Consider the following 23,762-nt stretch of genomic DNA (forward strand, 5'->3'; position numbering starts at 1 on the left):
AGCTTGAAAATGATGAGCTTCAAAAAGTTGAATCCAAGGTTAACGACTTGATAAAAACTATATAGAACCGATTATAACTTTTGAACCTAAGAAAGCATCCTATAATTCTTAGTTATAGGATGCTTTTTAATTGTTTTTTAGAATAATTATATTTATATTGTACGATTCCAACGTTCTTAAGTGGTTATCTAGAAAAATCCGAAAATCGGCAGATTTTCAGTGCCCTCGGATAAACATGCCAGCTTTTATTGACTAACTGGAATAGAGGTCTAGCGAAGCGAGCCAGGAAACCGCGATTAAGTAAAAGTTCTTCTATTTCCTCTTCGTTATATGACCCTTTACGCATTTTCAAAAATGTTTTTTGCAAATCAAAGAGAATAACAGCATTCAGAAGACCAATCAATAATAAAAAGCACCCAGAAACTACTGTTCCAATTGTGCTGCCCATCTCTTGCCATTGTGGTAATTCTCTTTTCGCCCATTGAACTGATATTGAAAGGAGAATAGCCATAATAAACACAACACTTGAGTGCCCTAGGGAGAAAAAGAATCCGACCCCTACTGGATTTTTCTTTTGCTGAACTAATTTCCTAACAATATTATCGATTGCTGCAATGTGATCGGCATCAAAAGCATGTCTTAGTCCAAGAGTATAAGCAAGAAATGCCATTCCAAGTAGTAGAGGATGATCTTTCGCACCAATAAACAAAAAGAGCTCAACATGAAGTATAAGCAAAAAGACAAAAAGAATCAACGTATTCCACAAATTACCGAATAAAGACAATGATTGTGTGGCTAAATAAGTTAATCATATGCGATGCCCTAGAACTCCTTTTGTAGGCGTAATAAAGTTTTGGTTGTTTTTAAGAGGACCTCGATGTACCAGTGCATTCCAAAGATCCGTATTATTTCTTGTTAAGAAAGAGTACAATCGGTGAGAATTGCCAGCCATCCTCAATTTATTCCTGCTTTGAACAAATGTAACTTTTATATACACTCAGTTTGCTATTGTTGTGTGAATAGAAAGCAGAATTCCTTTTTTCCCTTTTTGGTAAGTAGGTGGAGGGAAAAAGAAAAAAGCTGACTCCCAAAAGTCATTTGTAACACCTTTTAGGGTCAACTTTTTTGATATTGGTTTCTTACTCTACTTCTAAAGAACAAGTATACTACTCTTCCAGCAAGTGGGCTACACACACCTTTCCAGTGGGCAAGCTAAAGAAGATTAGACAATAGGTATAAATATCTACATTTTAGGTAGAACCTTCCTCGCGCCTAGGAACATCCATGAACAAAGAACAAACGGCATTGTTAAGGCTGGAAGCCCATATGGCAAAAGCCATATGCTGAGACCCGCTGCAATAGGTACTGTTAAACAAGCTGCAATTATACCTGATAAAAGTGCAAAACGATTATGTTCACTCTTAAAAACTGCAGATACGGCTATCATCGTTAAAATCGCGTTATATCCATAAAGCCCTAGTACGATTAAAGAATGTTCTCCACCTAGAAAGTATGCAACGATCACAGAAACCAGATTTCCAATGATTGCATAAAATCCTAGTTTTCTTCCTGCAAAAAATACAGCAATAAATATTAAAATTCCAGACATTGTATTATCCAGGAAAAATACTTGTCCTATTCCATGAAATATTCCATCCGGCCAATCGATGTCTCCTGCTATATTTAGGTTCCAGTGTGTTAAATCTTGCGGTACTAATGCAGAACTTAACTTAATACTTTTTAATCTGTAGGTAGAAAGCAGTATAAACCATGTCAGGATTATAAAGGGAAATGTAAGAATCGGAATCTCCGTATTTTTCATAAAGTGCATCATGGTTGCTGTAAAAATTGCAGCTATTGCTGCCCCGGCTAAAGCAACAATCCACATATAAGGTCCACTTAAGAATAACGCTAGTGCCATTCCTGTTAACACGGAGTTATACCCTAATAAACCCTGATTGATACTTTTTTCATCTGCGCCTCCAAATTTCCCGACTAAAGTGCCGATAATTGCAGAAGATATAGAAATTATACCTAAATAATAGGAAGAAATGGTTATTGCTATAAGTATTAGAAGACCGGCGATGGCATTTTCAATCAGGATTACTTGAGAGATACCTTTGAGAGATGCCGATAATAAAGGGAAAAACCCACCTTTATTTAATAAACTTCGTTTCTTTGTTTCCATAATAAATCTCCTTTGCAAATATTAAATTTCTATTAATTTAGTATATATATAAAAAAATATATATATAACTCTTGTTATATACTAGTATTATGATATAGTATTACTTATAGGCAATCAATTACATTTCCTTTAGTCAATCTTAAAATTAATCAAAAATCTACATAACCAAAACTTTCATATGTATAAATTTTATTATTTCTAACAGAGTTTGACTGTTAGAGATTTTTTTGTGTCAGACAGAAAAAATAAAATTTTTATAGATTTTTATTAATTAGTTAAGAGTGATCAGAAGAGCAAATGCTTTGGTTCCTTTTAAATGTATAGAATTGTCCATCCTTTTATGGGGGGGCTTTTTTATTATTTATCAAAAAAACAAAAGGAGGTTTTACTATGCAATTAGTACCGCGTGAGATTGACAAGCTTATGATTGTAGTGGCAGCAGATCTTGCAAAGCGAAGAAAGGAAAGGGGATTAAAGTTAAATTATCCTGAAGCAGTTGCCATTATCACCTATGAGGTGCTGGAGGGGGCACGGGATGGGAAAACAGTTGCACAATTGATGGAATATGGAACCACCATTCTATCGAGAGAGGACGTAATGGAAGGTATTCCGGAAATGATTAATGATATTCAAGTTGAAGCTACTTTCCCTGATGGAACAAAGCTTGTAACTGTGCATAATCCAATCAAATAAAAATCAACAGGAGGTTATTGAAATGATTCCGGGAGAATTATTTTTAAAAGAAGAAGACATTATTTGTAATGTCGGAAGAACAGTTTCCAAATTAACTGTAATCAACACAGGGGACCGTCCGGTTCAAGTAGGATCACACTATCATTTTTATGAAGTAAATGAAGCCCTTCAATTTAATAGAGAAGAAGCATACGGAAAACGACTAAACATTCCAGCAGGAGCGGCTGTTCGTTTTGAACCTGGCGATGAAAAAGAAGTCGAACTAGTACCTTATGCTGGGGAACGCCGTGTGTATGGATTTAACAATAAAGTGGACGGATCATTAGAAAGAGGGGAAAACAAATGAGTTTCAAAATGCCAAGAAAACAATACGCTCAAATGTATGGCCCAACTACAGGGGATTCTATTCGTTTAGCGGATACAGATTTAGTGATTCAAATTGAGAAAGACTATACAACATATGGTGAAGAAGTTGTGTTTGGCGGCGGAAAGGTTATTCGTGATGGTATGGGGCAAAACCCACTTGCTACACGTGCTGAAGGAGTACCAGATGTTGTCATTACAAATGCCATTATTCTCGATTATACGGGAATTTACAAAGCGGACATCGCGATCCGTGATGGGAAAATTGCTGGAATCGGAAAAGCTGGTAACCCATTAATCATGGACAATGTCGATATTGTCATTGGTGCTAGTACGGAAATTATTGCTGGTGAAGGAATGATTGTAACAGCTGGAGGAATTGATACTCACGTTCACCATATTAATCCAGAACAGGTTCGAACTGCGTTAGCTGCAGGACTTACTACTCTAATAGGAGGCGGAACAGGTCCAGCTGCAGGATCAAAGGCGACAACGGTTACGCCAGGTGAATGGCATATTCACCGCATGCTTGAGGCAGCTGAAGGAATGCCAATCAATATTGGATTTACAGGAAAAGGACAAGCGGCTTCGAAAGAACCCCTTATTGAACAAGTACGTGCTGGTGCAATTGGGCTAAAAGTTCATGAAGACTGGGGCGCAACACCTTCAGCTATTGACCATGCATTAAGTGTGGCAGAAGAGTATGATGTACAGGTTGCCTTGCATGCTGATACCTTAAATGAAGCCGGATTTATGGAAAATACGATGGCCGCTCTTAAAGATCGTGTGATTCATATGTACCATACAGAAGGTGCAGGTGGCGGACACGCTCCGGATTTAATTAAATCAGCCGGTTATATGAATGTTCTTCCATCATCTACGAATCCAACTCTGCCATATACAGTGAATACGGTAGACGAGCATTTAGATATGTTGATGGTGTGTCACCATTTGAACCCATCCATCCCTGAAGATCTTGCTTTTGCTGATTCACGTATTAGAAAAGAAACCATTGCTGCTGAAGATATTCTTCAAGATATGGGTGTATTCAGTATGGTTAGCTCCGATGCTCAAGCAATGGGACGGGTTGGGGAAGTCATTCTACGTACATGGCAAACAGCCGATAAAATGAAAAAACAAAGAGGTCTATTGGAAGGCGATCGCGAGCTTTCTGATAATAACCGTGCGAAACGTTATGTGGCAAAATATACAATCAATCCTGCGATTACTCACGGTATTTCCGAATATGTCGGCTCCATTGAAGTAGGGAAAATTGCTGACCTTGTTATTTGGAATCCAGCATTCTTCGGTGTTAAGCCTGAAATGGTTCTTAAAAGCGGCTTTGCTGTAGAAGGGATGATGGGAGATGCGAACGCGTCTATTCCAACACCGCAGCCAGTTATTTCTCGTCCAATGTATGGACAGCTTGGAAAAGCTCTTTCTAGCACTTGTATTACCTTTATTTCTCAAGCTGCTTTCGATGAGAAAGTACACGAAAAGCTTGGATTGCAAAAAATGATTCTTCCGGTTCACGGCATTCGGAAATTAACGAAAAAAGATATGAAGTTAAATTCTGAAACTCCTGAAATTACGGTTGATCCACAAACGTATGAAGTAAGAGTAAATGGGGAATTAATTACATGTGACCCTGTTGACAAGGTTCCGATGGGACAACGGTACTTCCTATTCTAGAGGTGAAGATTTTGATGACAGAAAAAATCGTAACAAATAACATATGGGAAAGTAAGGAAAATTGTAGAAAATTAGATAGAAATAAAAATAGCAGATCCAATATCTTTGGATTTTTCTAGCCTCAAAATCGTAGCACTTGTAGAATCTAGGATTAAAATAACACAGTTTAGAAATGACTTTACAAGTCTATCATTCAATAAAAGGAGAGCATTGGTTAATATAAACCAATGCTGCTTCCTACTCTGAGGTGAAGATATTGATAGTAGAACACATCGTAACAAATAAAATAGTGGAAAAGAAGGATAAAAATGGAAAATCAGATAAAAATCACAACTGCAGATCCAACATCTTTGGGTTTGTTTAGTCTTGCAATCGTAGCACTTATAGAAGCAACCAGTGAACTGGGATTAGCACAAGGAATTGCTTTTATGGTACCTTGGGTATTTTTCCTGGGCGGCATAGCGCAATTATTTGCTGCAAGATTGGATGCAAGGAATAACAGTATATTTGGGACAACAGTATGGGGCTTATACGGAGCTTTTTGGATCTCTCATGCATTCATATTGTTGGCTCAGTCGGGAATTTTAGGCTCAGCTCTTCAGGCAAGCGGGGACGAAAGACTATTAGGTATGGTAGATTTGGGTTATTTAATTTTTACTATTTTCGTGACAATTGCCGCCATGGAAACAAATAAAGTCTTGTTCTTCATTATACTCTTACTTGATATTGAATTCCTAGGAGACTTTTTAGGTGCCTTTCATATCATGTCGAGTGCATCCTATGGAATTGCTGCCGTAGCCGAATTGTTAGTTGGTGTGCTTTCTTTCTATTGTGCAGGAGCCGTCCTGATCAACACATGCTTCAATAAAGCTTTGCTGCCATTAGGAAAACCATTTGGGGTTTTTGTGAAATAAAACGGTCTGAAATGACTATACAGTCTATCATTCAATAAAAGGGAAGCATTGGTTAGTATGGACCAATACTTCCTACTCTGAGGTGAAGAAATTGATAGTAGAACGAATCGTGACGAATATAGGAAATATGGAAAAAGAAGACCTTGAAAAACGTCATATTGAAAAAGTCTATCTGGAAAGCGCGAATTTAGTAAAAAGGATTCAACGAGTAACAACAGACCATGGTAACGAAATTGGTATACGTTTAAAAGAACCGCGTGACCTTGTTGCCGGTGATGTTCTATATATGGATGACAAAAATCTCATCGTGATAGACGTCCTATCCGATGATTTATTAGTCATTCAGCCACGCAGTTTAAAAGAAATGGGAACGATCGCCCATCAATTAGGGAATCGTCACCTGCCAGCCCAATTTGAAGAGAACGACATGCTTGTTCAGTATGATTATCTTGTTGAGGAATTACTTCAAGACCTGCAGATTCCATACAAACGTGAAGACAGAAAGGTAAAAAAGGCATTTCGCCATATAGGACATAGCCATGAATAATAAAATTCTGTCTTTATTCCAACTATGCGATTCAAATTTCCCAACAGGAGCATTTAGTCATTCATATGGTCTTGAGAGCTATATTCAAGAAAATAAAGTCCATGATCAAGCATCCTTCCTGCAATGGCTTCATGCGTATGTATTTGAGCAGCTCATTTATTCAGATGGGCTTGCTTCCCGCCTTGTATATGAAGCATTAGAGAAGGAAGACTTAGAAAAAGTGTGGAAATTAGACCGCATGCTGACTGTTCAAAATTTGCCTCGTGAAACGAGAGAAGGCACGAAAAGAATAGGGGACCGGATGTTATATCTTGCTGAATCTCTCTATGATATACCTATTCTTTCTAAATATCGGGAGCGTATAAATAAAAAACAATCATTTGGTCATCCAGCGATTGTTTTTACGATTGTAGGTCATGATCTGGGAGTGCAAAAACCAACAACCACTCTATATTATTTGTATTCTACAGTCGCAAGTCTTGTTCAAAATTCGGTACGGGCTATTCCTTTAGGGCAAACGGCTGGTCAAAAAACGATTCACGAATTTCAGAGTGATTTAATAGAAGCAACAGAAAAAATTCAAAGTTTAGAAGAAGAAGATTTTGGGATTGTTTCTCCTGGTCTAGAATTATCTCAAATGAAGCATGAACGAGTGAATGTTCGTATTTTTATGTCTTAATAACAGGCTGTGTTAAAGGCCAATGTTGATTTTTAAAACGGAAATCAACAACCAAGTTTAACAAAGTCTAATAAAAAGAAAAGAGGTAGTTTTCGTTATGGAACCAATTAAAATTGGTGTAGGAGGACCTGTTGGTGCAGGTAAAACAATGTTGGTTGAAAAGTTAACTCGTCACCTGCAAGATGAAATTAGTATGGCCGTTGTAACAAATGATATCTATACAAAAGAGGATGCAAAATTCTTAATGAAAAATGGGGTGCTTCCTGCCGATCGCATCATAGGTGTAGAAACAGGCGGATGCCCTCATACCGCAATACGTGAAGATGCTTCCATGAACTTTGCAGCAATTGATGAATTAAAAGAGAAGCATCCAGATGTTGAACTTATTTTTGTTGAAAGCGGCGGGGATAACCTGGCAGCTACATTCAGCCCTGAACTTGTTGATTTTTCTATCTATATTATCGACGTTGCTCAAGGAGAAAAGATCCCGCGTAAAGGCGGCCAAGGAATGATCAAATCTGATTTATTCATTATCAATAAAACAGATTTAGCTCCTTATGTTGGCGCAAGCCTGGAAGTAATGGAATCTGACACAAAAATTTTCCGCGGAGACAAACCGTTTGTTTTTACAAATTTAAAAGACAATAAAGGTCTTGATCAAGTCATTGACTGGCTTAAGAAAAATGCCCTATTAAAAGGATTGGAGTAAAATGAAGGACTGGACTGGAATTTTACGTTTAAATGCGGAAGATCGAAATGGAAAGACCGTTGCAAAAGACGTGTATTTTCAAGGGGCCTACAAAGTCATGCGTCCTATTTATCATGACGATTCCGGGCAGGCATGTTATTATATTTTAAACCCGGGCGGAGGCTATCTAGACGGCGATCGCTATCAAATGAAGATTTCATTAGAGAAACAAGCGAAACTAACTTTAACAACTCAATCAGCAACGAAAATATATAAGTCCCCTAATAAATATGCCTATCAGGAAGCTGAGTTTACTCTTAAGGATGGCAGTTATCTCGAATATATTCCTGATCCGCTTATCGGGTATAAAGATGCACGATATAAACAAAAAAATGTATTCTATATGGAAAAAGGATGTACTCTCCTATACTCAGATATCATTACTCCTGGATGGTCTCCTGATGGAGAAAAGTTCAGCTATGATACGCTTCAACTCATTAATGAGATCTATATGGACAATGAACTTGCAGTATATGATCATATAAAATTAAACCCAGCTCTGCAAAATATGGATAATCTGGGGTTAATGGAAGGGTATTCCCATTTGGGCTCTATGATTGTGGTTGACGAAAGAACGGATTCTGACCTTCTTAATCGGTTATATCAAGCTGTTCCTGAACAGATAAAGGAATATAAAATAGGCTTATCGTTATTGCCAATTCCAGGGTTTACCGTTCGGGTATTAGCAAATAAGACACAAAATATTGAAAAAATATTTTCTGAATTTCATAATATCCTTAGCCAGGAATGGTATAACAAAGCCCCTAGTTTTTTAAGAAAATATTAAATGATAAAACCCAGCAATTTTTATGGTTGCTGGGTTTTACTTAAAAAAAGTAAATACGAGGAATTTTTGTGATAGTTTCATTTTTCTCAGATGGACATGTTGGTATATATATATAGGGAATTGCAAATTCATAGGAGCACAGACCGATACAGGTGTTGAGATTGAAGATATGACCATAGGATATTGGAAAGAAAAATTCAATGGCCATAAGGTGCTTGGTTTTTAGTACCTTTTTGTTATAGGACCAACAAGATAAGATAAATGAATTTTTTTATACAGGATTTTATAGAATAGTATTAGGTTTAGGAACTGATTAAAACCCATCATAATAGCAATTTCGATAAACGAAGTGGTACCTCTAACAAGAGTTTGGGGAGTTACTCCGATCTAGAAAATTGACACTATCATTATATGTCGTGTTCCACTCGATTGGATTTTGTAACACAATCTAAGTAGATGGTTTAATTAGACAATATGAAGGTGATTCCGCAATGGACGATTCAATATTAAAACGTTTCGGTGTATCTATGGATGAACAATTATTAAAAAAGTTTGATGAATTGGTAAAAATTAAGGGTTACGAAAATCGATCGGAAGCGGTTCGTGATTTAGTGCGGGCTGCCTTGGTAAAGGAGTCATGGAAAAACGATGAACAAATGGTTGCAGGGAGTATTCTTATCTTTTATGACCATCATCAAGGAGATTTGCTCCATGAATTAACTGCTATTCAACATCAAATGCATGATGAAATCTTAGCAACCACGCATTTTCATCTCGATCATCATAATTGTCTGGAGCTAATTGTAGTGAAGGGAAGAGCAAAAGAATTACGTCAATTAAGCGACAAGATGATCTCTTTAAAAGGTGTGAAGTATGGAAAATTTACTGTAGCTCCAGTTAAGGAATAAATGGAGTTTTTTACAATACACGTGCTACGAATTAACGGATTCGTAGCACGGTGTTTTATGAATAAAAAAGGAGAAGGTTGGTTTGAACAAATTAAGAAAGGGTACAGGGTTACCTTATTTAATTATAGTAGCTGTTTTACACCTTATTGGATTCGCTTTATTGTATGTTGGGTGGAAGACTAGTCCCGTTCTTTTAGGCATGGGTTTTGTCGCATATACATTGGGATTGCGACATGCTTTTGATGTGGACCACATTGCTGCCATTGATAATACAGTTCGTAAACTAATGCAACAAGATAAAAATCCGTCGGGAGTCGGTTTTTACTTCTCTATTGGACATTCAAGTGTCGTTTTTGTTATGGCGATTATAACAGCTATTGCGGTTCAATGGGCACATAAGGAACTTCCCCAACTTCAAGAAGTAGGTGGACTTATTGGAATGATTGTATCGGGTAGCTTCTTATTGCTTATAGGAATACTCAATCTTCTGATATTAAAGGATTTGTATAAGGTATTTCAACAGATGCGTAACAGTACATATGATAAAGAACATGTTGAGCATCTTCTTCTTTCTCGTGGATTGATGGGGAGATTTATGAAGCCCCTGTACAAATTAGTGAATCAAAGTTGGCATGTATATCCTCTCGGGTTCTTATTTGGATTAGGATTTGATACGGCAAGTGAGGTAGCTTTATTGGCAATTTCAGCAAGTGCGGCCCAAACTTCCATTCCGTTTTTAGGAATATTATCTTTGCCCGTCTTATTTGCCGCAGGAATGAGTATGATGGATACTGCAGATGGAATTTTTATGATGAGAGCTTACCATTGGGCATTTGCTACACCTCTTCGAAAAGTCTACTATAATATGACGATCACAGCTATTTCAGTATCTGCAGCTTTAATAATCGGAATGATCGAATTAACACAAGTCCTAAGTGAAAAACTCGGTTTGAATCATGGATTTTGGAGTTGGATTCAAAGGTTAGATTTTGGGTGGCTGGGATACGCCTTAATATTGTTATTTGCCTTGTCATGGGGTATCTCCTATGGCATCTGGAGATTCATGAAGCTTGAAAAGCGTTGGGGATCGGATCATACATGATTTAGATAAGGAAGAGTGATGTTTACTCTTCCTATTCAAAGACTATTAGGTAGAACTTTCCTCGTACCTAAGAACATCCATGAGTAAAGAAAAAACAGCATGGTTAAGGCTGGAAGACCATATGGTAAAGGCAATGTGCTAAAGACCCGCTGCTATAGGTACTGTTAAACAAGCTGCAATTAAGCCTGATAAAAGTGCAACACGGTTTCTCCACCTAGATTGTATGCAATGATCATAGCAACTAAATCTCAGTTTTAATGGTATTAACTAGATATCTATTACATAATTAAATGTGGCATCTGAGAACATTGGAATTGCCACTATTTAAAAGTGGAGGTGAATACGATCAATACTCTTGGATATGCGATTCTCGGTGCTGTCAGTAGAAAGCCTTGTTCCGGATACGAGTTAGCAAAGTATCTTGAGGTAATATGGCCGGCAAAGCATAGTCAAATATATCCGTTATTAGCCAAAATGGAACAGCAAAAACTCCTTGACTATGAGCATGTAGAGCAATCGGGAAAACCTAATAAAAAGATTTTTTCCATTACGGAAAAAGGAAAAGAAGTTTTAGAAAAGTGGATTGCCCAATCCCCTTCTGATTCTATTAGTCGGGATGAATTTCTTATAAAGATCTATTCAATTAGGTTAGCGGAGAAGGAAAATTCCATTAAATTAATTCATGAGCGAATTTCCATGTTAGAAGAAACCATGAACAGACTATCAAAAAAAATTGAAAAGATCGAAAAAAACAAAGTACCAGATCCTATGTCAAAAAACTTTGGAAGGTATATCTTATTTAATCGAAGAATTAGATTAGCAAAGGAAGAAAAGACATGGTGTCAATGGGTTCTGGATCTAATTAAGAATAAACACTTAAGTATCCCTATTTTATGCATCAGTAGCAAAATAGTCGAAAAAGTTGTATTAAGTCTCTGACGATATATAGAAACTCGTCCAAAAAGCCTTTACTCATCTAGAGTAAAGGCTTTTTATCAATAGGAAAAATCTTTTATATACAATCAAATTTTTCGTTGTGCCATTTACATCAAATCATCAATAATAACCAAATCCGACTCTCTTACTTATGGCGTCCGTTTTGTGATCGGTAATGATGGTCTTTTTTTAAGAAAAGTTTTTAAACAGAGTTTAAATTTTTTGGGATAGGTAACTTTATTAAAGTGTGTTTATTTTGATTTACCAGAAATTAACTTGGATTGATTGAATAAGGAGGCTTTACGATGCAATTATTACCGCGCGAGATTGACAAGCTCATGATCGTGGTAGCAGCTGATCTTGCTAAAAAAAGGAAAGACAGAGGATTGAAATTGAATTATCCCGAAGCAGTAGCGTATATCACTTATGAGGTTTTGGAAGGTGCCCGGGACGGTAAAACCGTGGCGGAATTGATGGAATATGGCGCAACCATTTTAAAAAGAGAAGATGTTATGGAAGGTATTCCGGAGATTATTGATGATATCCAAGTAGAGGCAACATTTCCGGATGGAACGAAGCTGGTAACTGTACATGATCCAATTAGATAAAGCCATAGGAGGGAAACAAAAATGGAGACAGGAATGGAGCCAGGACAATTATTTTTAAAAGAGGAACCGATTATTATTAATGAAGGCAGATCAACTTTAAAACTTAATGTAATGAATACAGGGGATCGTCCGGTCCAAGTCGGTTCCCACTTTCATTTTTTTGAAGTAAATGAGGCATTGAAGTTTAATCGTGATGAAGCTTTTGGAAAACGTTTAAATGTTCCCGCAGGTTCCGCAGTTCGATTTGAACCAGGTGATGAAAAAGAAGTGGAATTAGTTTGTTATGCAGGGGAACAAAAGGTTTACGGCTTTAATAATAAAACAGACGGATCTGTGGAAGGAGGTTGTCATCCATGAGTTTTAAAATGACCAGGAAGCAATACGCTGAAATGTATGGACCTACTATAGGTGATTCCATCCGCTTAGCGGATACCGATTTATTTATTCAAATAGAAAAGGATCTTACAACTTATGGTGATGAAGTTGTCTTCGGAGGAGGTAAAGTCATACGGGATGGAATGGGACAGCATCCTCTAGTAACCAGAGGGGATGGAATTCCAGACGTTGTCATTACAAATGCGGTCATTCTTGACTATACAGGAATTTATAAAGCCGATATCGGGATCCGCGATGGAAAAATTTCCGGGATTGGAAAAAGCGGCAATCCTTTGGTTATGGATGGGGTAGATATTATCATTGGGGCTTCAACTGACATCATTGCCGGTGAAGGAATGATTGTCACGGCTGGCGGTCTTGATACCCATGTACATTTCATAAATCCTGAGCAAGTTGATACAGCTCTTTCTGCTGGCCTCACTACTGTCATTGGCGGAGGCACTGGGCCTACTGCTGGGTCAAGAGCAACGACCGTTGCTCCGGGTGAATGGAATATTCATCGAATGCTTGAGGCGGCAGAGGGGCTGCCGATCAATGTCGGGTTCACCGGTAAAGGACAGGCAGCAGCAGAAGAGCCTTTGGCAGAACAAGTACGCGCGGGAGCAATTGGATTAAAAGTTCATGAAGATTGGGGTGCAACGGCTTCAGCAATTGACCATGCCTTACGCGTTGCTGATCAATATGATGTTCAAGTAGCACTTCATGCGGACACGTTGAATGAAGGCGGATTTGTTGAAAACACGATGGCAGCGATTAAGGACCGGGTCATTCATATGTACCATACAGAAGGTGCAGGAGGAGGACATGCTCCGGATTTAATTAAATCGGCCAGTTATGCGAATGTTCTTCCTTCATCCACCAATCCAACATTGCCATATACTGTAAATACGGTAGACGAACATTTAGATATGCTGATGGTCTGTCATCATTTAAACCCTTCAGTACCGGAAGATATTGCTTTCGCTGATTCCCGGATTCGAAAAGAAACGATTGCAGCTGAAGATATCCTTCAGGATATGGGGGTTTTCAGTATGACAAGTTCGGATGCGCAGGCCATGGGACGAATTGGAGAGGTAATTATTCGTACCTGGCAAGTAGCAGACAAAATGAAAAAGCAAAGGGGATCCATGCAAGGAGACAGCAAACTCTCCGATAATAATCGAGTGAAGCGATATGTAGCTAAATATACAATAAACCCTGCGATTACACATGGGGTTTCTGAATATGTTGGCTCTGTGGAAGTTGGAAAAGTTGCGGATCTTGTTATCTGGAATCCTGCATTTTTTGGTGTGAAGCCGGAATTGGTGTTAAAGAGCGGATTCATTGTATGCGGCATGATGGGTGATGCTAATGCATCTATTCCAACTCCGCAGCCGGTTATATGCCGTCCAATGTATGCAGCATATGGAAAGGCTCTATCAAAAAGTTCGATTACATTTCTTTCCCAAGCAGCTGTCGAAAATAAAGTGCCTGAAAAACTTGGATTAGAAAAAACAATCCTTCCAGTCCAGGGAATCCGTAAACTAACGAAAAAAGACATGAAGCTTAACTCTGAAACACCTGAGCTTACTGTTGATCCGCAAACGTACGAGGTAAGGGTAAATGGTGAACTCATCACATGTGATCCGGTAGACAAAGTACCGATGGGACAAAGATATTTCTTATTTTGAGGTGACGAAATTGATCGTTGAAAGAATTGAAGCAAATATCGAAAGTATGGAAAAGGAAGAAATCATTAATCGTCATATTGAAAAGGTTTACCTTGAGAGTTCCCTCTTGGTAAAGCGGATTCAAAGGGTTAAAACAGACCACGGCAGGGAAATTGGAATCCGCTTGAAAGAGCCGCGTGATTTAACTTCGGGTGATGTTTTGTATATGGATGATCGAAATATAATTGTCATTGATGTGATGGAAGATGATTTATTGGTGATTAGACCGCGGAGTTTAAACGAAATGGGCACTATTGCCCATCAGCTGGGAAATCGTCATCTTCCGGCCCAGTTTGAGAATGACGAAATGATGGTTCAATATGATTATCTTGTTGAAGAGTTAGTAAAGGAGCTGGATATTCCTTTTACACGTGAAGATCGCAAGGTAAAGCAGGCATTTCGTCATATAGGTCACAGCCATGAATAAGATTCTCTCCTTATTTCAGTTATGTGATTCGAATTTTCCAACAGGGGCTTTTAGCCATTCCTATGGACTTGAGAGTTATATACAAGAAAATATTGTTCAAAATCCGGATACCTTCAAGCAGTGGCTCCATGTTTATTTAAATGAACAGCTCATCTATTCAGATGGGCTTGCTTGTCATTTAGTTTATCAAGCATTGGAAGAAGAAGATTATCTAAAAGTATGGAAGCTGGACCGAATGTTAACTGTCCAAAATCTTCCTCGGGAGACAAGAGAAGGCACCCAAAGAATGGGAGATAGAATGTTAAGTCTAGTTGAAAATTTATATGATGTTCCCATTCTCTCCATTTACAGAAAGAGGATTCATGCAAAACAATCTTTTGGGCACCCTGCAATTGTGTTTACTATGATTGCGCATGATCTTGAAATATCGAAACCGGAAGCGATTTTATCTTATTTGTACTCCGTTGTTTTAAATCTTGTTCAAAATGCCGTAAGGGCCATCCCGTTAGGGCAGACTGCTGGACAGAAAATTATCCATGATTTCCAAAGTGAACTAGTGTTGTCGGCGGAGAAAATACAACAACTTGATGAAGGGGATTTCGGTATTGTTTCTCCTGGATTAGAACTATCACAAATGAAACATGAACGGGTAAATATACGAATCTTTATGTCTTAAATAATTGAAAGGGAGTTTTTTTATGAGCGTTATTAAAATTGGTGTTGGAGGACCTGTAGGGGCAGGAAAAACCATGCTGGTGGAAAAGTTAACCAGGCACCTGAATGACAAATTAAGCATGGCGGTTGTCACAAATGATATTTATACAAAAGAGGATGCAAAATTCCTCATGCAAAATGGTGTATTACCTGCAGATCGAATCATCGGTGTTGAAACTGGGGGTTGCCCGCATACAGCTATTCGAGAAGATGCCTCCATGAATTTCGCTGCGATTGATGAACTAAAGGAAAAGCACCCGGATGTTCAATTAATTTTTATCGAAAGTGGCGGGGATAATCTTGCAGCCACATTTAGTCCGGAATTAGTTGATTTCTCCATCTATATCATTGATGTAGCTCAAGGGGAGAAAATTCCCCGAAAAGGCGGACAGGGCATGATTAAGTCTGATTTGTTTATCATTAATAAAACGGATTTAGCGCCATTTGTCGGGGCATCCCTTGATGTAATGGAATCAGATACAAAAGTTTTCCGCGGTGACAAACCTTTTGTGTTTACCAATCTTAAGAAAAACGATGGGCTAGGGGATGTCGTTGATTGGCTTAAACAAAATGCTTTTTTAGAGGGATTAGCTTAAAATGGGCGGCTGGACAGGTCAACTAAGATTAGCGGCTGAAGAACGTAAGGGGAAAACAGTTGCAAAAAATGTGTTCTTCCATGGGGCTTTTAAGGTAATGAGGCCGATTTATCACGATAATAGCGGCCAAGCTTGTTACTATCTATTGAATCCTGGCGGGGGTTATTTAGATGGGGATCGTTACAAAATGCAAATCTCTTTGGAAAAACAGGCCAAGCTAACCTTAACAACGCAATCAGCCACGAAAGTCTATAAAACGCCAAATAATCATGTCTATCAAGAAACTGAAATCATTCTTAAAGAAGGAAGTTTTCTTGAATATTTACCCGATCCGCTTATTGCCTACCGTGACGCAAGATATAAACAAAGAAATGTTATTCGTATGGAAAAAAACACGACATTTATTTATACAGATATTGTGACACCAGGCTGGTCACCGGATGGGGATCGTTTTAGTTATGAAAGTGTTCAATTGCTGAATGAGATCTACATTGATGATGAACTGGCTGCCTATGACCATATTAAATTGAAACCTGGTGTTCAAAATATTGGAGGATTAGGGTTTATGGAGGGGTTTTCACATTTAGGCTCAATGATTGTCGTAGGGGAACAAACGGACAGTACTCTTCTTGACCGGCTGTTTCATGCAATAAATGAACATTCAGCCTCCTTTAAGGTGGGTATTTCACTTTTGTCAAAACCGGGGTTTACGATCCGTGTATTAGCAAATTCCACACAAGTAATAGAGAGAATATTTGCGGATTGCCTTTATATAATTAGGAAGGAATGGTTTAGTACCGGTCTTTGCTTTTTAAGAAAATATTAAAGGTTACAAATGTTACAATATCTGGTAATCAACGCGATTACCAGGTTTTTCTATATTAGAGCAGGGGTTTTAGGGGAGGAATATTTATGGAAATTACGTTATTTCAGTTAAAACTATGGGATTTTTGTTAGGAATTAAGCATGGATGGAACCGGAACATGTGATAGCTGTTTCTACTGTCGTCAGTCAAAGTAAGAAGTTATCACACGCATCACTTACCGGGATTTATTGGGGGATTGGGTACACGGCTACTCTTGTTATTATTAGCGTTGTTTTTTAAATATTATGATTTATCGGTAAAGTGGTCACTGTCATTAGACTTTTTAGTAGGAATAACGCTGGTTTATCTTGGGATCACCAGTATTTTTTTCTGTAAAGTTAGAAATCATTCACATCATTTTTCAGTGATCAATCGGAAGAACTCTCTTCACGCCATATCAGACAAATAAAAATGTATCCTACTTAAAATCTTTAATTGTTGGGCTTATCCATGGACTTGCAGGAAGTCCTACAATGGTTTTGCTTACAATGAGTACGGTGAATTCCCAAAATAAACATTATACTTTATCGTGATAGTGGGAAAACTTATAAGGAAATAAAAATAGGGAGGGTTACTGATGTTTGAGAATTTTGAAGTAAATAAAAGATTTGAGGGCCGGGTACATGAGCGGCATGAATTTTCTTTGAATATCCAAGGTGATCAGTATAAGGGTCTTATACATGATGGAAAGATTCATTGGTATAATCCGCATCCAAAGCAAAAGATTGAAGAAGAAAATCTTAATGCTGTTGAATCACAAGTTTTTAATATGATGAATGATATCCAATAAAAAAGAAACATCCCGCAAACAAGTTGCGGGATGTTTCTTTTATCAAAGTGATGTGAGAACTTTCCTCGCACCGAGAAAAAGCCATGAACACAAAACAAAAGGCATTGTCAGCGCGGGAAGGCCGTATGGCAAAAGCCAAGTATCAACACTAGCCGTAATCGGAACAGTTAAACAAGCCGCAATAATACCAGATAAGAGGGCAAAACGCTGATTTTCTTTAAAGACAATGGATACAGCGATTATGGTTAAAATGGCATTGTAACCGTAAAGTCCCATGAAAATTAAACTATGTTCACCCCCATGAAGATAGGATGATACTAGACCTGCGGCATTTCCAATGATGGCATAAACACCAAATTTCCACCCTGCCCAAAAGATTGCGATAAAAATTAAAATAGCAGATAAGTTATTATCAAGGAAAAAAACTTGTCCGATTCCATTCATACTTCCATCAAACCAATCTGTTTCTCCCTCAATATTTAGCTTCCACTTGGTTAGTGACTGCGGTACAAGTGCAGGGCTTAACTTAAATGCGGTCAACCGATAAGAAGTCAGCAGCAGTGACCATGTAAGGATAATGTATGGAAACGTAAGCACAGGCAGCCCAGTGTTCTTCATTAAATGAATAAACATTGCTGAAAATATCGCTGCAATCGCTGCACCAATTAAGGCAATGACCCAGCGATCATCACCGCTTAAAAACAATGAAAGCGCCATTCCGGTTAACACGGAGTTGTACCCATATAATCCCTGGTTAATACTATCTAGATCTGCTCCTCCTATTTTTGCAATTAAGGTTCCGATGATGGCTGATAATAGGGTAATGATGCCTAAAGCTATAGATGAAATCAAAATAGCGACTAGAATAATGAAGCCTGTTACAGCATTTTCAATTAGTATAACTTGCGAAATACCTTTTAGAGAGGATGTTATCAACCATGCAAAGCTTGATTTATTTACGGCATTTCGTTTTATTTTTTGGATAGTAATCACTCCAATTTAACTTTATTAGAAGAATGTTATATTTACTTGTGTAATTTACCCGATTCGAGATATCTGATACATACTCTGCTATATTTTGTACACCTTATATTGGGAAAATTTAATTTACCAATAAAAATAAGTGGCGGCCCCACCTTTCTTACTGTCACGGAGTACACCTAAAACAACAGAGGAGAACATCGCTCCGACTTCTCGGATAAAATTACATTCCAAAAGCTGTACCTTGGTTGTTTTCAGGTATATTTCAGTATTCAAAGCATGTGAAACTGGCTGAAGATTAAAAAAAGAAAAGTCCAGATATAAAAAAATAATCAAACAGTATATTTTTACAATCCATATGACTTCTGCTAGTTTGAACGATGGAAAAACAGCCAATCCTCTCCTAAAGAGATCCAGGAAAGGCTTCCTTCTCTACCCATTCGTTACTGTCTTATGGAATCATCGCCTATAATAAGCGCAATGAATGTGAAGTCCATTGGCTTTGATGAGCATTTTGCCCCGACATGTGTGAGAAAACATCCTTATCGATACGAAAGTTATAATGAAAAGTATCGCTTGTTGAAGTACGAAGTACGTAAGACCAAAAGAGTGTGAAACCTGCCTATTATCCAATGGTTTTCTATGCTAAAAGGTCCATAAGGTGAAGATTGATACCGATATTCGAAGATATACAGCTCCAGAACGAGGTTCTGAAGCTTTGAAAAAACTTAGTGAATGCTTATTTAAAAGAGTTCTTCCAATTAAAAAATGTTCGATACCGAACTGGCAAAAAGGTAAAAGTTCATTTTGATTTAATTACTCTTGTGTACAACGCAACAAAATTGGCTGTAGATCGAATCAACAAACAAATGAAAAAAATGAAAATTTCTTAATTTTTTTAAAAAAAGCCTTGAAAATTCGGTCAGATTAATAATTAAAAAAAGTAATTATGAAATTAACTCAATTAGGAAAACATTAAAAGAGGGGACAATATGGAATGGGATCATTTAAACTTACATATTACTATCGAGGTGTATTTAATGAAATAAAAACCGCGAAAAGGGCATTTTACATTGAAGAATCTAATGGGAATATTATATCCATTAACGGTGTTTACTCCATTCCAAAAAAAATTTACATTGGGCTAGTTGAACATACCGTAACAAATATTGAAAATATGGAAAAAGAAGAAGTCGAAAAACATCATTTTTTCAATATACGGAATAAAATAACAACCTTTATATCACATAAACATTAAAGTATGTTTAAGGAGGATAATAGTGGAAAATGAAAGTCAAAGACAGATAAAAATAACAACAGCAGATCCAACAGCTTTGGGTTTGTTCACTCTTGCAATCGTAGCACTTATAGAAGCAACCAGTGAACTGGGATTAGCACAAGGAATTGCTTTTATGGTGCCTTGGGTATTTTTCCTGGGCGGCATAGCGCAATTATTTGCTGCACGTCTGGATGCAAGGAATAACAGTATATTTGGGACAACAGTATGGGGATTATACGGAGCTTTTTGGATCTCTCATGCATTCATATTGTTGGCTCAGTCGGGAATTTTAGGCTCAGCTCTTCAGGCAAGCGGGGACGAAAGACTATTAGGTATGGTAGATTTGGGTTATTTAATTTTTAGTATTTTCGTGACAATTGCCGCCATGGAAACAAATAAAGTTCTGTTCTTCATTATACTCTTACTTGATATTGAATTCCTTGGAGACTTTTTAGGTGCCTTTCATATCATGTCGAGTGCATCCTATGGAATTGCTGCCGTAGCCGAATTGTTAGTGGGTGTGCTTTCTTTCTATTGTGCAGGAGCCGTCCTGATCAATACATGCTTCAATAAAGCTTTGCTGCCATTAGGAAAACCATTTGGAGTTTTTGTGAAATAAAACTGTCTAGAAAGGACCTTACAAGTCTATCATTCAAAACAAAGGTGAGTATTGGTTAGTCCAATGTCTCACCTTTTTCATTTATGCTATATCATGTATGTTGAAACTTATTAAGGTTATTAAAATTAAAAAAAAGTATATAAAAATGAATTTTGGAAGCAAATTTAAGGCTTAGATTTGATTTTAGAAGCCAAAAAAGCAATTTTTGAAACAAAGATGGGGCTGGAAAAATGAATTTTGGTGATCTCACCTTTTTTTATTTTTGAATTACTCTTTGGATATCAATAACAAAGGAGTGATTCTTGTGAATCAATTAGTAATGGTGTACGAGTTTAATGTGTATAAGATGTTTAATTTTCACCAAAAAGGCGTACATTTTGAACGTAATGTACGCGGATTTTTATGGTCTGGTTAACTGTGGGAACTCTCTCCGTATTCCATCTAAAGAGCAACAAGAATTGAAAAAAGCAGACTGCTTCAGCAGTCTATTTTTTATTGTTTTTACTAATAAAATTAGCTCGCCATGCGCGAGCTTTTAATACTTAAATATCTTTATGTAACTTATGTGTCAACCTTTGTGCAAGTGAAAGCCTATGTTACTTTGAATGAAAAAGTGATCTAAAGTACTTCATTAGAAGGGCAAATCAATATCCGGTATAGGTGTATCATCCAACTGTTTTACCAACTCAGTGATATCATACTCACTATTATAAATCACTTCTTTCAATATCACACGATAGGACATATTCTTTTTAATAAGCTTCCACCATTCGAATGTGACTCGTGCAGCTTCTTTGTGTGGATCATGTTTAAATTGATAAGTATTGACTGGAAAAGAAGCACTTTGCTTGATTTTTGAATCTAAATCGCTTGTATAGAATATTTGGATGTTAATGTTCATTTATTTGCTCCAACACTTTTTCTTCCGAAGTGAAATCTACAAATTTATTTTAGGGGAACAGCACTACAGACTGATAAAAAGTAATGATTTTATTCAGTTGTTCCAACATCCTTTATATCAACCTTGACAGATACATCAAATTTAAGATTAGGATAAATCTGATTCCATTCATTCGCCCTATTCTGATTATCAAGGTGTGTAGCTTGATAGCGTAAACCAAAACCAATGGGATCCACTCCGTTCTTGTGCATGTCCGATAAGAAGGTAAGAATCCGCTTTTTAGCCTCTTTGCCTGCAAGTTTATTATATTGATTCAATTTGAATTGGGAAAGACGTATTTTTGATTCCTCCACAATGCCGGCCATTTTTACGTTCATCTTTAACACATATTCATGATTTGATAAAGGCTCGATCCAATATTTCGTATTAGTTTTCTCCATAAACGCGGAAAACACCTCGTTTTTTTTGTTCGGAATGGGGATGATCAGATTGATTGTATCCATTTTGCTCGTTAGGATATTATATATTTCCGACTGATCGGGGTTTAGTTCTACTTTCCCCTTTCTATCTTTGAAAACAATTGATTTATTCACAATCATTGTTTTTCTCTTCTTGTCCGTTTCAATGATTGGCAAAACCGCATCAATCCCATCTTCTATTAGTTGTCTTCTAAAGTCAAAAAGATAAGTTGAAACCGTATTGGAACTATTGGTTCCAACGCCAGAGAATAGGTTAAATAACACGTTTGCACCGGATACTTCAGCAGATGGTTTTGATTTTAATACGGCTTCAGCGGATGGGCTTCCAACTGAAACCCATGATATTTGTTGCAAATCTCGTCTTCTTAAAAAAAAGTCTGATAATACACGCATGTCCTCCTCTAATATTTTTTCGCCAAAGACAATTACTTTCGAATGGCCAAAGTCTAATTCTTTATCGATATGGGATTTTAATAACTGGACACCCCCAGCAACGGTTTTGGACTCCCTTGTCAAATAAGTATATTCCGGCTTTGGGGAGTTTTTCGTACTGCCTAAAAGGACAGCCAACTTTAGTGTAATTCGATAGGGTTTTCCCCTGGAGTCATTCTTATCTAGACCAACTCCAATAATAAATATACGTTTATCAATATCTTTAAATCCACAACCTACGCTCAAAAGGGGGGTGACGAACAAAAATAATAGGACCAATAATATATTCTTTTTCTTTACGAAGGAACTCATGATGTTTTAACCCTTCTGTGAATATACCAACAAACGAATAGAAAAATAAAACAAAAAGGAGGCATCATCTTAAATAAATAGCCTGCATATAACATGATATGATATTCCGAAAAATGGACAGAGGTCCATAGACTAATAATCCAAAAAAGAAGCAGAAATAAATAGGGGGTTAGGTCATAGCCACCCCGATTAAGTTGCCGAATGGAACCTAAACTTTTAAGAAATTCTAATCCCACATGCCAACTAATGATAAGGCCTAAAAAGGCTATCGATTGATACACAATTAAAAAGACAAACATGACTCGTTCAATAAAAGCAAAACCCACTTTGATGGAATCCGCCGTTAAAATCCATGGATACGTAATGAAATTAATATTATCAAATCCATTATATCCAATTGGGATAAAATAAGTGGTCAATAACAAACCTGCCCCTAATACACAAAAAAGCAAGAGCTGTAAAGGTGTATGATGTTGTTTGTTATTGAATTCACGATTAAAGATAGAGAGATTGAACAAACCTAAGAAAACAAATATGGCGGCAGAAAAGGACGAGTAGTTTGGTTGATGATAAAGATACATCCATGCCTTCCTTATGAAATCCCATTTTAAATTTTCATTAGCGTATAATTCAACAATGACGAGAACAAACAATGGCAAATTCAATAGTAAGATAATTTCCACGGTATATAAGACACTTTTTGTTGATAATAACACCCCAAAAGAAACAAAAAACAAAAGGAGCACTGCAATCCAAAAAATTGGGGTTTGTGTGGTTAAAAATCTTTTCATTAAAAAGGTATTTGAAATAAATGTCTCTAAACCGACGAAAAACCACATCAAACCAAAACAGAAAAGAAGAAAAGTAGAAATCCATTTAGGCATATGATTTTTCAATAATTCTGGGAATCCGACGCCAGGGAATTGATTAAAAAAGCTCGTGATCCAATAGATGAATAAAATCCCGATCGCAATGGCAATCAGAATGGAAGTGATGGTGCCAAAATCTTTTGTTTTAAACAATATTTTCGGAACAGAACCCACCATATTGACAATCATCGTTACTAAGGTTAAGTAATAAAAATAGCGATTCATTGT

Annotated in this window: 28 protein-coding genes and 2 pseudogenes; 23 read left to right on the forward strand and 7 right to left on the reverse strand. The window is 37.2% G+C overall.

What is annotated here, in order from left to right; genetic code table 11:
* Positions 1-184 precede the first annotated feature (184 nt).
* From JN080_RS25545 to JN080_RS25550, 3 genes and pseudogenes are all read right to left on the reverse strand, one after another.
* Positions 185-754, reverse strand: coding sequence for a HoxN/HupN/NixA family nickel/cobalt transporter (locus JN080_RS25545; protein WP_375141769.1), 570 nt, complete (start codon positions 752-754; stop codon positions 185-187).
* A gap of 16 nt (positions 755-770) precedes the next feature.
* A pseudogene (locus tag JN080_RS30185) lies at positions 771-1,045 on the reverse strand (IS4 family transposase); the annotation flags it as partial.
* 198 nt (positions 1,046-1,243) lie between these two features.
* The gene (locus JN080_RS25550; RefSeq protein WP_256238786.1) at positions 1,244-2,188 is read right to left on the reverse strand and encodes an urea transporter; all 945 of its coding nucleotides are present in this window, start codon (positions 2,186-2,188) and stop codon (positions 1,244-1,246) included.
* Between the two features lie 390 nt (positions 2,189-2,578).
* On the opposite strand from JN080_RS25550, the gene JN080_RS25555 reads away from it, so the two are divergent.
* From JN080_RS25555 to JN080_RS25650, 20 genes are all read left to right on the forward strand, one after another.
* Positions 2,579-2,881, forward strand: coding sequence for an urease subunit gamma (locus JN080_RS25555; protein WP_256238787.1), 303 nt, complete (start codon positions 2,579-2,581; stop codon positions 2,879-2,881).
* Between the two features lie 22 nt (positions 2,882-2,903).
* On the forward strand, positions 2,904-3,227 hold the full coding sequence (locus JN080_RS25560) for an urease subunit beta (protein ID WP_256238788.1): 324 nt from the start codon (positions 2,904-2,906) through the stop codon (positions 3,225-3,227).
* Complete coding sequence (ureC, locus tag JN080_RS25565) at positions 3,224-4,936, forward strand: urease subunit alpha (protein ID WP_256238790.1); 1,713 nt, start codon at positions 3,224-3,226, stop codon at positions 4,934-4,936. The genes JN080_RS25560 and ureC (JN080_RS25565) overlap by 4 nt, the downstream gene beginning before the upstream one ends.
* Positions 4,937-5,244: 308 nt before the next feature.
* Entirely contained in the window at positions 5,245-5,850 is a 606-nt protein-coding gene (locus JN080_RS25570; protein ID WP_256238791.1) for an acetate uptake transporter, read from the forward strand.
* A 91-nt stretch (positions 5,851-5,941) separates the two neighbouring features.
* The gene (gene ureE / locus JN080_RS25575) at positions 5,942-6,397 is read left to right on the forward strand and encodes an urease accessory protein UreE (RefSeq protein ID WP_256238792.1); all 456 of its coding nucleotides are present in this window, start codon (positions 5,942-5,944) and stop codon (positions 6,395-6,397) included.
* Positions 6,390-7,076, forward strand: a complete 687-nt coding sequence (locus JN080_RS25580; protein ID WP_256238793.1) for an urease accessory protein UreF — start codon at positions 6,390-6,392, stop codon at positions 7,074-7,076. The genes ureE (JN080_RS25575) and JN080_RS25580 overlap by 8 nt, the downstream gene beginning before the upstream one ends.
* A 97-nt stretch (positions 7,077-7,173) precedes the next feature.
* Complete coding sequence (ureG, locus tag JN080_RS25585) at positions 7,174-7,785, forward strand: urease accessory protein UreG (RefSeq protein ID WP_256238794.1); 612 nt, start codon at positions 7,174-7,176, stop codon at positions 7,783-7,785.
* A 1-nt stretch (position 7,786) separates the two neighbouring features.
* Positions 7,787-8,611, forward strand: coding sequence for an urease accessory protein UreD (locus JN080_RS25590; protein ID WP_256238795.1), 825 nt, complete (start codon positions 7,787-7,789; stop codon positions 8,609-8,611).
* 491 nt (positions 8,612-9,102) lie between these two features.
* Positions 9,103-9,519 carry a nickel-responsive transcriptional regulator NikR gene (gene nikR / locus JN080_RS25595; protein ID WP_256238796.1) on the forward strand — a complete coding sequence of 139 codons (417 nt, stop codon included), beginning with the start codon at positions 9,103-9,105 and terminating at the stop codon, positions 9,517-9,519.
* An 82-nt stretch (positions 9,520-9,601) separates the two neighbouring features.
* Entirely contained in the window at positions 9,602-10,621 is a 1,020-nt protein-coding gene (locus JN080_RS25600) for a HoxN/HupN/NixA family nickel/cobalt transporter (RefSeq protein WP_256238797.1), read from the forward strand.
* A gap of 336 nt (positions 10,622-10,957) precedes the next feature.
* Complete coding sequence (locus JN080_RS25605; protein ID WP_256238798.1) at positions 10,958-11,560, forward strand: PadR family transcriptional regulator; 603 nt, start codon at positions 10,958-10,960, stop codon at positions 11,558-11,560.
* Between the two features lie 302 nt (positions 11,561-11,862).
* Positions 11,863-12,165: an urease subunit gamma gene (locus JN080_RS25610; RefSeq protein WP_256238799.1), complete on the forward strand. Its 303-nt coding sequence runs from the start codon at positions 11,863-11,865 to the stop codon at positions 12,163-12,165.
* A gap of 33 nt (positions 12,166-12,198) precedes the next feature.
* Positions 12,199-12,522 (forward strand): urease subunit beta, encoded by a 324-nt coding sequence (gene ureB / locus JN080_RS25615; RefSeq protein ID WP_256238816.1) that lies wholly within the window; start codon positions 12,199-12,201, stop codon positions 12,520-12,522.
* Positions 12,519-14,231, forward strand: a complete 1,713-nt coding sequence (gene ureC, locus JN080_RS25620; RefSeq protein ID WP_256238800.1) for an urease subunit alpha — start codon at positions 12,519-12,521, stop codon at positions 14,229-14,231. Before ureB ends, ureC (JN080_RS25620) begins: the two co-directional genes overlap by 4 nt.
* 10 nt (positions 14,232-14,241) lie before the next feature.
* Positions 14,242-14,697 (forward strand): urease accessory protein UreE, encoded by a 456-nt coding sequence (ureE, locus tag JN080_RS25625; protein ID WP_256238801.1) that lies wholly within the window; start codon positions 14,242-14,244, stop codon positions 14,695-14,697.
* On the forward strand, positions 14,690-15,373 hold the full coding sequence (locus JN080_RS25630) for an urease accessory protein UreF (protein ID WP_256238802.1): 684 nt from the start codon (positions 14,690-14,692) through the stop codon (positions 15,371-15,373). Before ureE (JN080_RS25625) ends, JN080_RS25630 begins: the two co-directional genes overlap by 8 nt.
* A 22-nt stretch (positions 15,374-15,395) precedes the next feature.
* Entirely contained in the window at positions 15,396-16,007 is a 612-nt protein-coding gene (ureG, locus tag JN080_RS25635; protein WP_256238803.1) for an urease accessory protein UreG, read from the forward strand.
* Position 16,008: 1 nt separating this feature from the next.
* Positions 16,009-16,833, forward strand: coding sequence for an urease accessory protein UreD (locus tag JN080_RS25640; RefSeq protein WP_256238804.1), 825 nt, complete (start codon positions 16,009-16,011; stop codon positions 16,831-16,833).
* 144 nt (positions 16,834-16,977) lie between these two features.
* Positions 16,978-17,112, forward strand: coding sequence for a hypothetical protein (locus JN080_RS25645; RefSeq protein ID WP_256238805.1), 135 nt, complete (start codon positions 16,978-16,980; stop codon positions 17,110-17,112).
* A 337-nt stretch (positions 17,113-17,449) separates the two neighbouring features.
* Entirely contained in the window at positions 17,450-17,662 is a 213-nt protein-coding gene (locus tag JN080_RS25650; protein ID WP_256238806.1) for a hypothetical protein, read from the forward strand.
* 42 nt (positions 17,663-17,704) lie between these two features.
* Here JN080_RS25650 and JN080_RS25655 read toward each other — a convergent pair whose 3' ends face one another.
* Positions 17,705-18,655, reverse strand: coding sequence for an urea transporter (locus JN080_RS25655; RefSeq protein WP_256238807.1), 951 nt, complete (start codon positions 18,653-18,655; stop codon positions 17,705-17,707).
* A gap of 325 nt (positions 18,656-18,980) precedes the next feature.
* On the opposite strand from JN080_RS25655, the pseudogene JN080_RS25660 reads away from it, so the two are divergent.
* The 3 genes and pseudogenes from JN080_RS25660 to JN080_RS25670 all read left to right on the forward strand — a co-directional run.
* Positions 18,981-19,536: pseudogene (locus JN080_RS25660) on the forward strand (transposase); the annotation flags it as partial.
* A 104-nt stretch (positions 19,537-19,640) separates the two neighbouring features.
* Complete coding sequence (locus JN080_RS25665) at positions 19,641-19,901, forward strand: hypothetical protein (protein ID WP_256238808.1); 261 nt, start codon at positions 19,641-19,643, stop codon at positions 19,899-19,901.
* A 22-nt stretch (positions 19,902-19,923) separates the two neighbouring features.
* The gene (locus JN080_RS25670) at positions 19,924-20,541 is read left to right on the forward strand and encodes an acetate uptake transporter (RefSeq protein ID WP_256238809.1); all 618 of its coding nucleotides are present in this window, start codon (positions 19,924-19,926) and stop codon (positions 20,539-20,541) included.
* Between the two features lie 631 nt (positions 20,542-21,172).
* On the opposite strand, the gene JN080_RS25675 is transcribed toward JN080_RS25670, so the two are convergent.
* From JN080_RS25675 to JN080_RS25685, 3 genes are all read right to left on the reverse strand, one after another.
* The gene (locus JN080_RS25675; RefSeq protein WP_256238810.1) at positions 21,173-21,442 is read right to left on the reverse strand and encodes a hypothetical protein; all 270 of its coding nucleotides are present in this window, start codon (positions 21,440-21,442) and stop codon (positions 21,173-21,175) included.
* An 89-nt stretch (positions 21,443-21,531) separates the two neighbouring features.
* Positions 21,532-22,665: a Ger(x)C family spore germination protein gene (locus tag JN080_RS25680; RefSeq protein ID WP_256238811.1), complete on the reverse strand. Its 1,134-nt coding sequence runs from the start codon at positions 22,663-22,665 to the stop codon at positions 21,532-21,534.
* Positions 22,662-23,759, reverse strand: coding sequence for a GerAB/ArcD/ProY family transporter (locus tag JN080_RS25685; protein ID WP_256238812.1), 1,098 nt, complete (start codon positions 23,757-23,759; stop codon positions 22,662-22,664). The genes JN080_RS25680 and JN080_RS25685 overlap by 4 nt, the downstream gene beginning before the upstream one ends.
* Positions 23,760-23,762: the final 3 nt, after the last annotated feature.

This window comes from Bacillus sp. EB600 (assembly GCF_024494385.1).
GTDB lineage: Bacteria > Bacillota > Bacilli > Bacillales > Cytobacillaceae > JAEVLT01.

What these genes read in the sequence shown, in the direction of transcription:
- JN080_RS25550 (WP_256238786.1), bottom strand. Translation starts at nt 2,188, where the DNA reads ATGGAAACAAAGAAACGAAGTTTATTAAATAAAGGTGGGTTTTTCCCT.
- JN080_RS25555 (WP_256238787.1), top strand. Translation starts at nt 2,579, where the DNA reads ATGCAATTAGTACCGCGTGAGATTGACAAGCTTATGATTGTAGTGGCA.
- JN080_RS25560 (WP_256238788.1), top strand. Translation starts at nt 2,904, where the DNA reads ATGATTCCGGGAGAATTATTTTTAAAAGAAGAAGACATTATTTGTAAT.
- ureC (WP_256238790.1), top strand. Translation starts at nt 3,224, where the DNA reads ATGAGTTTCAAAATGCCAAGAAAACAATACGCTCAAATGTATGGCCCA.
- JN080_RS25570 (WP_256238791.1), top strand. Translation starts at nt 5,245, where the DNA reads ATGGAAAATCAGATAAAAATCACAACTGCAGATCCAACATCTTTGGGT.
- JN080_RS25580 (WP_256238793.1), top strand. Translation starts at nt 6,390, where the DNA reads ATGAATAATAAAATTCTGTCTTTATTCCAACTATGCGATTCAAATTTC.
- ureG (WP_256238794.1), top strand. Translation starts at nt 7,174, where the DNA reads ATGGAACCAATTAAAATTGGTGTAGGAGGACCTGTTGGTGCAGGTAAA.
- JN080_RS25590 (WP_256238795.1), top strand. Translation starts at nt 7,787, where the DNA reads ATGAAGGACTGGACTGGAATTTTACGTTTAAATGCGGAAGATCGAAAT.
- nikR (WP_256238796.1), top strand. Translation starts at nt 9,103, where the DNA reads ATGGACGATTCAATATTAAAACGTTTCGGTGTATCTATGGATGAACAA.
- JN080_RS25610 (WP_256238799.1), top strand. Translation starts at nt 11,863, where the DNA reads ATGCAATTATTACCGCGCGAGATTGACAAGCTCATGATCGTGGTAGCA.
- ureB (WP_256238816.1), top strand. Translation starts at nt 12,199, where the DNA reads ATGGAGCCAGGACAATTATTTTTAAAAGAGGAACCGATTATTATTAAT.
- ureC (WP_256238800.1), top strand. Translation starts at nt 12,519, where the DNA reads ATGAGTTTTAAAATGACCAGGAAGCAATACGCTGAAATGTATGGACCT.
- JN080_RS25630 (WP_256238802.1), top strand. Translation starts at nt 14,690, where the DNA reads ATGAATAAGATTCTCTCCTTATTTCAGTTATGTGATTCGAATTTTCCA.
- ureG (WP_256238803.1), top strand. Translation starts at nt 15,396, where the DNA reads ATGAGCGTTATTAAAATTGGTGTTGGAGGACCTGTAGGGGCAGGAAAA.
- JN080_RS25640 (WP_256238804.1), top strand. Translation starts at nt 16,009, where the DNA reads ATGGGCGGCTGGACAGGTCAACTAAGATTAGCGGCTGAAGAACGTAAG.
- JN080_RS25645 (WP_256238805.1), top strand. Translation starts at nt 16,978, where the DNA reads ATGGAACCGGAACATGTGATAGCTGTTTCTACTGTCGTCAGTCAAAGT.
- JN080_RS25650 (WP_256238806.1), top strand. Translation starts at nt 17,450, where the DNA reads ATGTTTGAGAATTTTGAAGTAAATAAAAGATTTGAGGGCCGGGTACAT.
- JN080_RS25665 (WP_256238808.1), top strand. Translation starts at nt 19,641, where the DNA reads ATGGGATCATTTAAACTTACATATTACTATCGAGGTGTATTTAATGAA.
- JN080_RS25675 (WP_256238810.1), bottom strand. Translation starts at nt 21,442, where the DNA reads ATGAACATTAACATCCAAATATTCTATACAAGCGATTTAGATTCAAAA.
- JN080_RS25680 (WP_256238811.1), bottom strand. Translation starts at nt 22,665, where the DNA reads ATGAGTTCCTTCGTAAAGAAAAAGAATATATTATTGGTCCTATTATTT.
- JN080_RS25685 (WP_256238812.1), bottom strand. Translation starts at nt 23,759, where the DNA reads ATGAATCGCTATTTTTATTACTTAACCTTAGTAACGATGATTGTCAAT.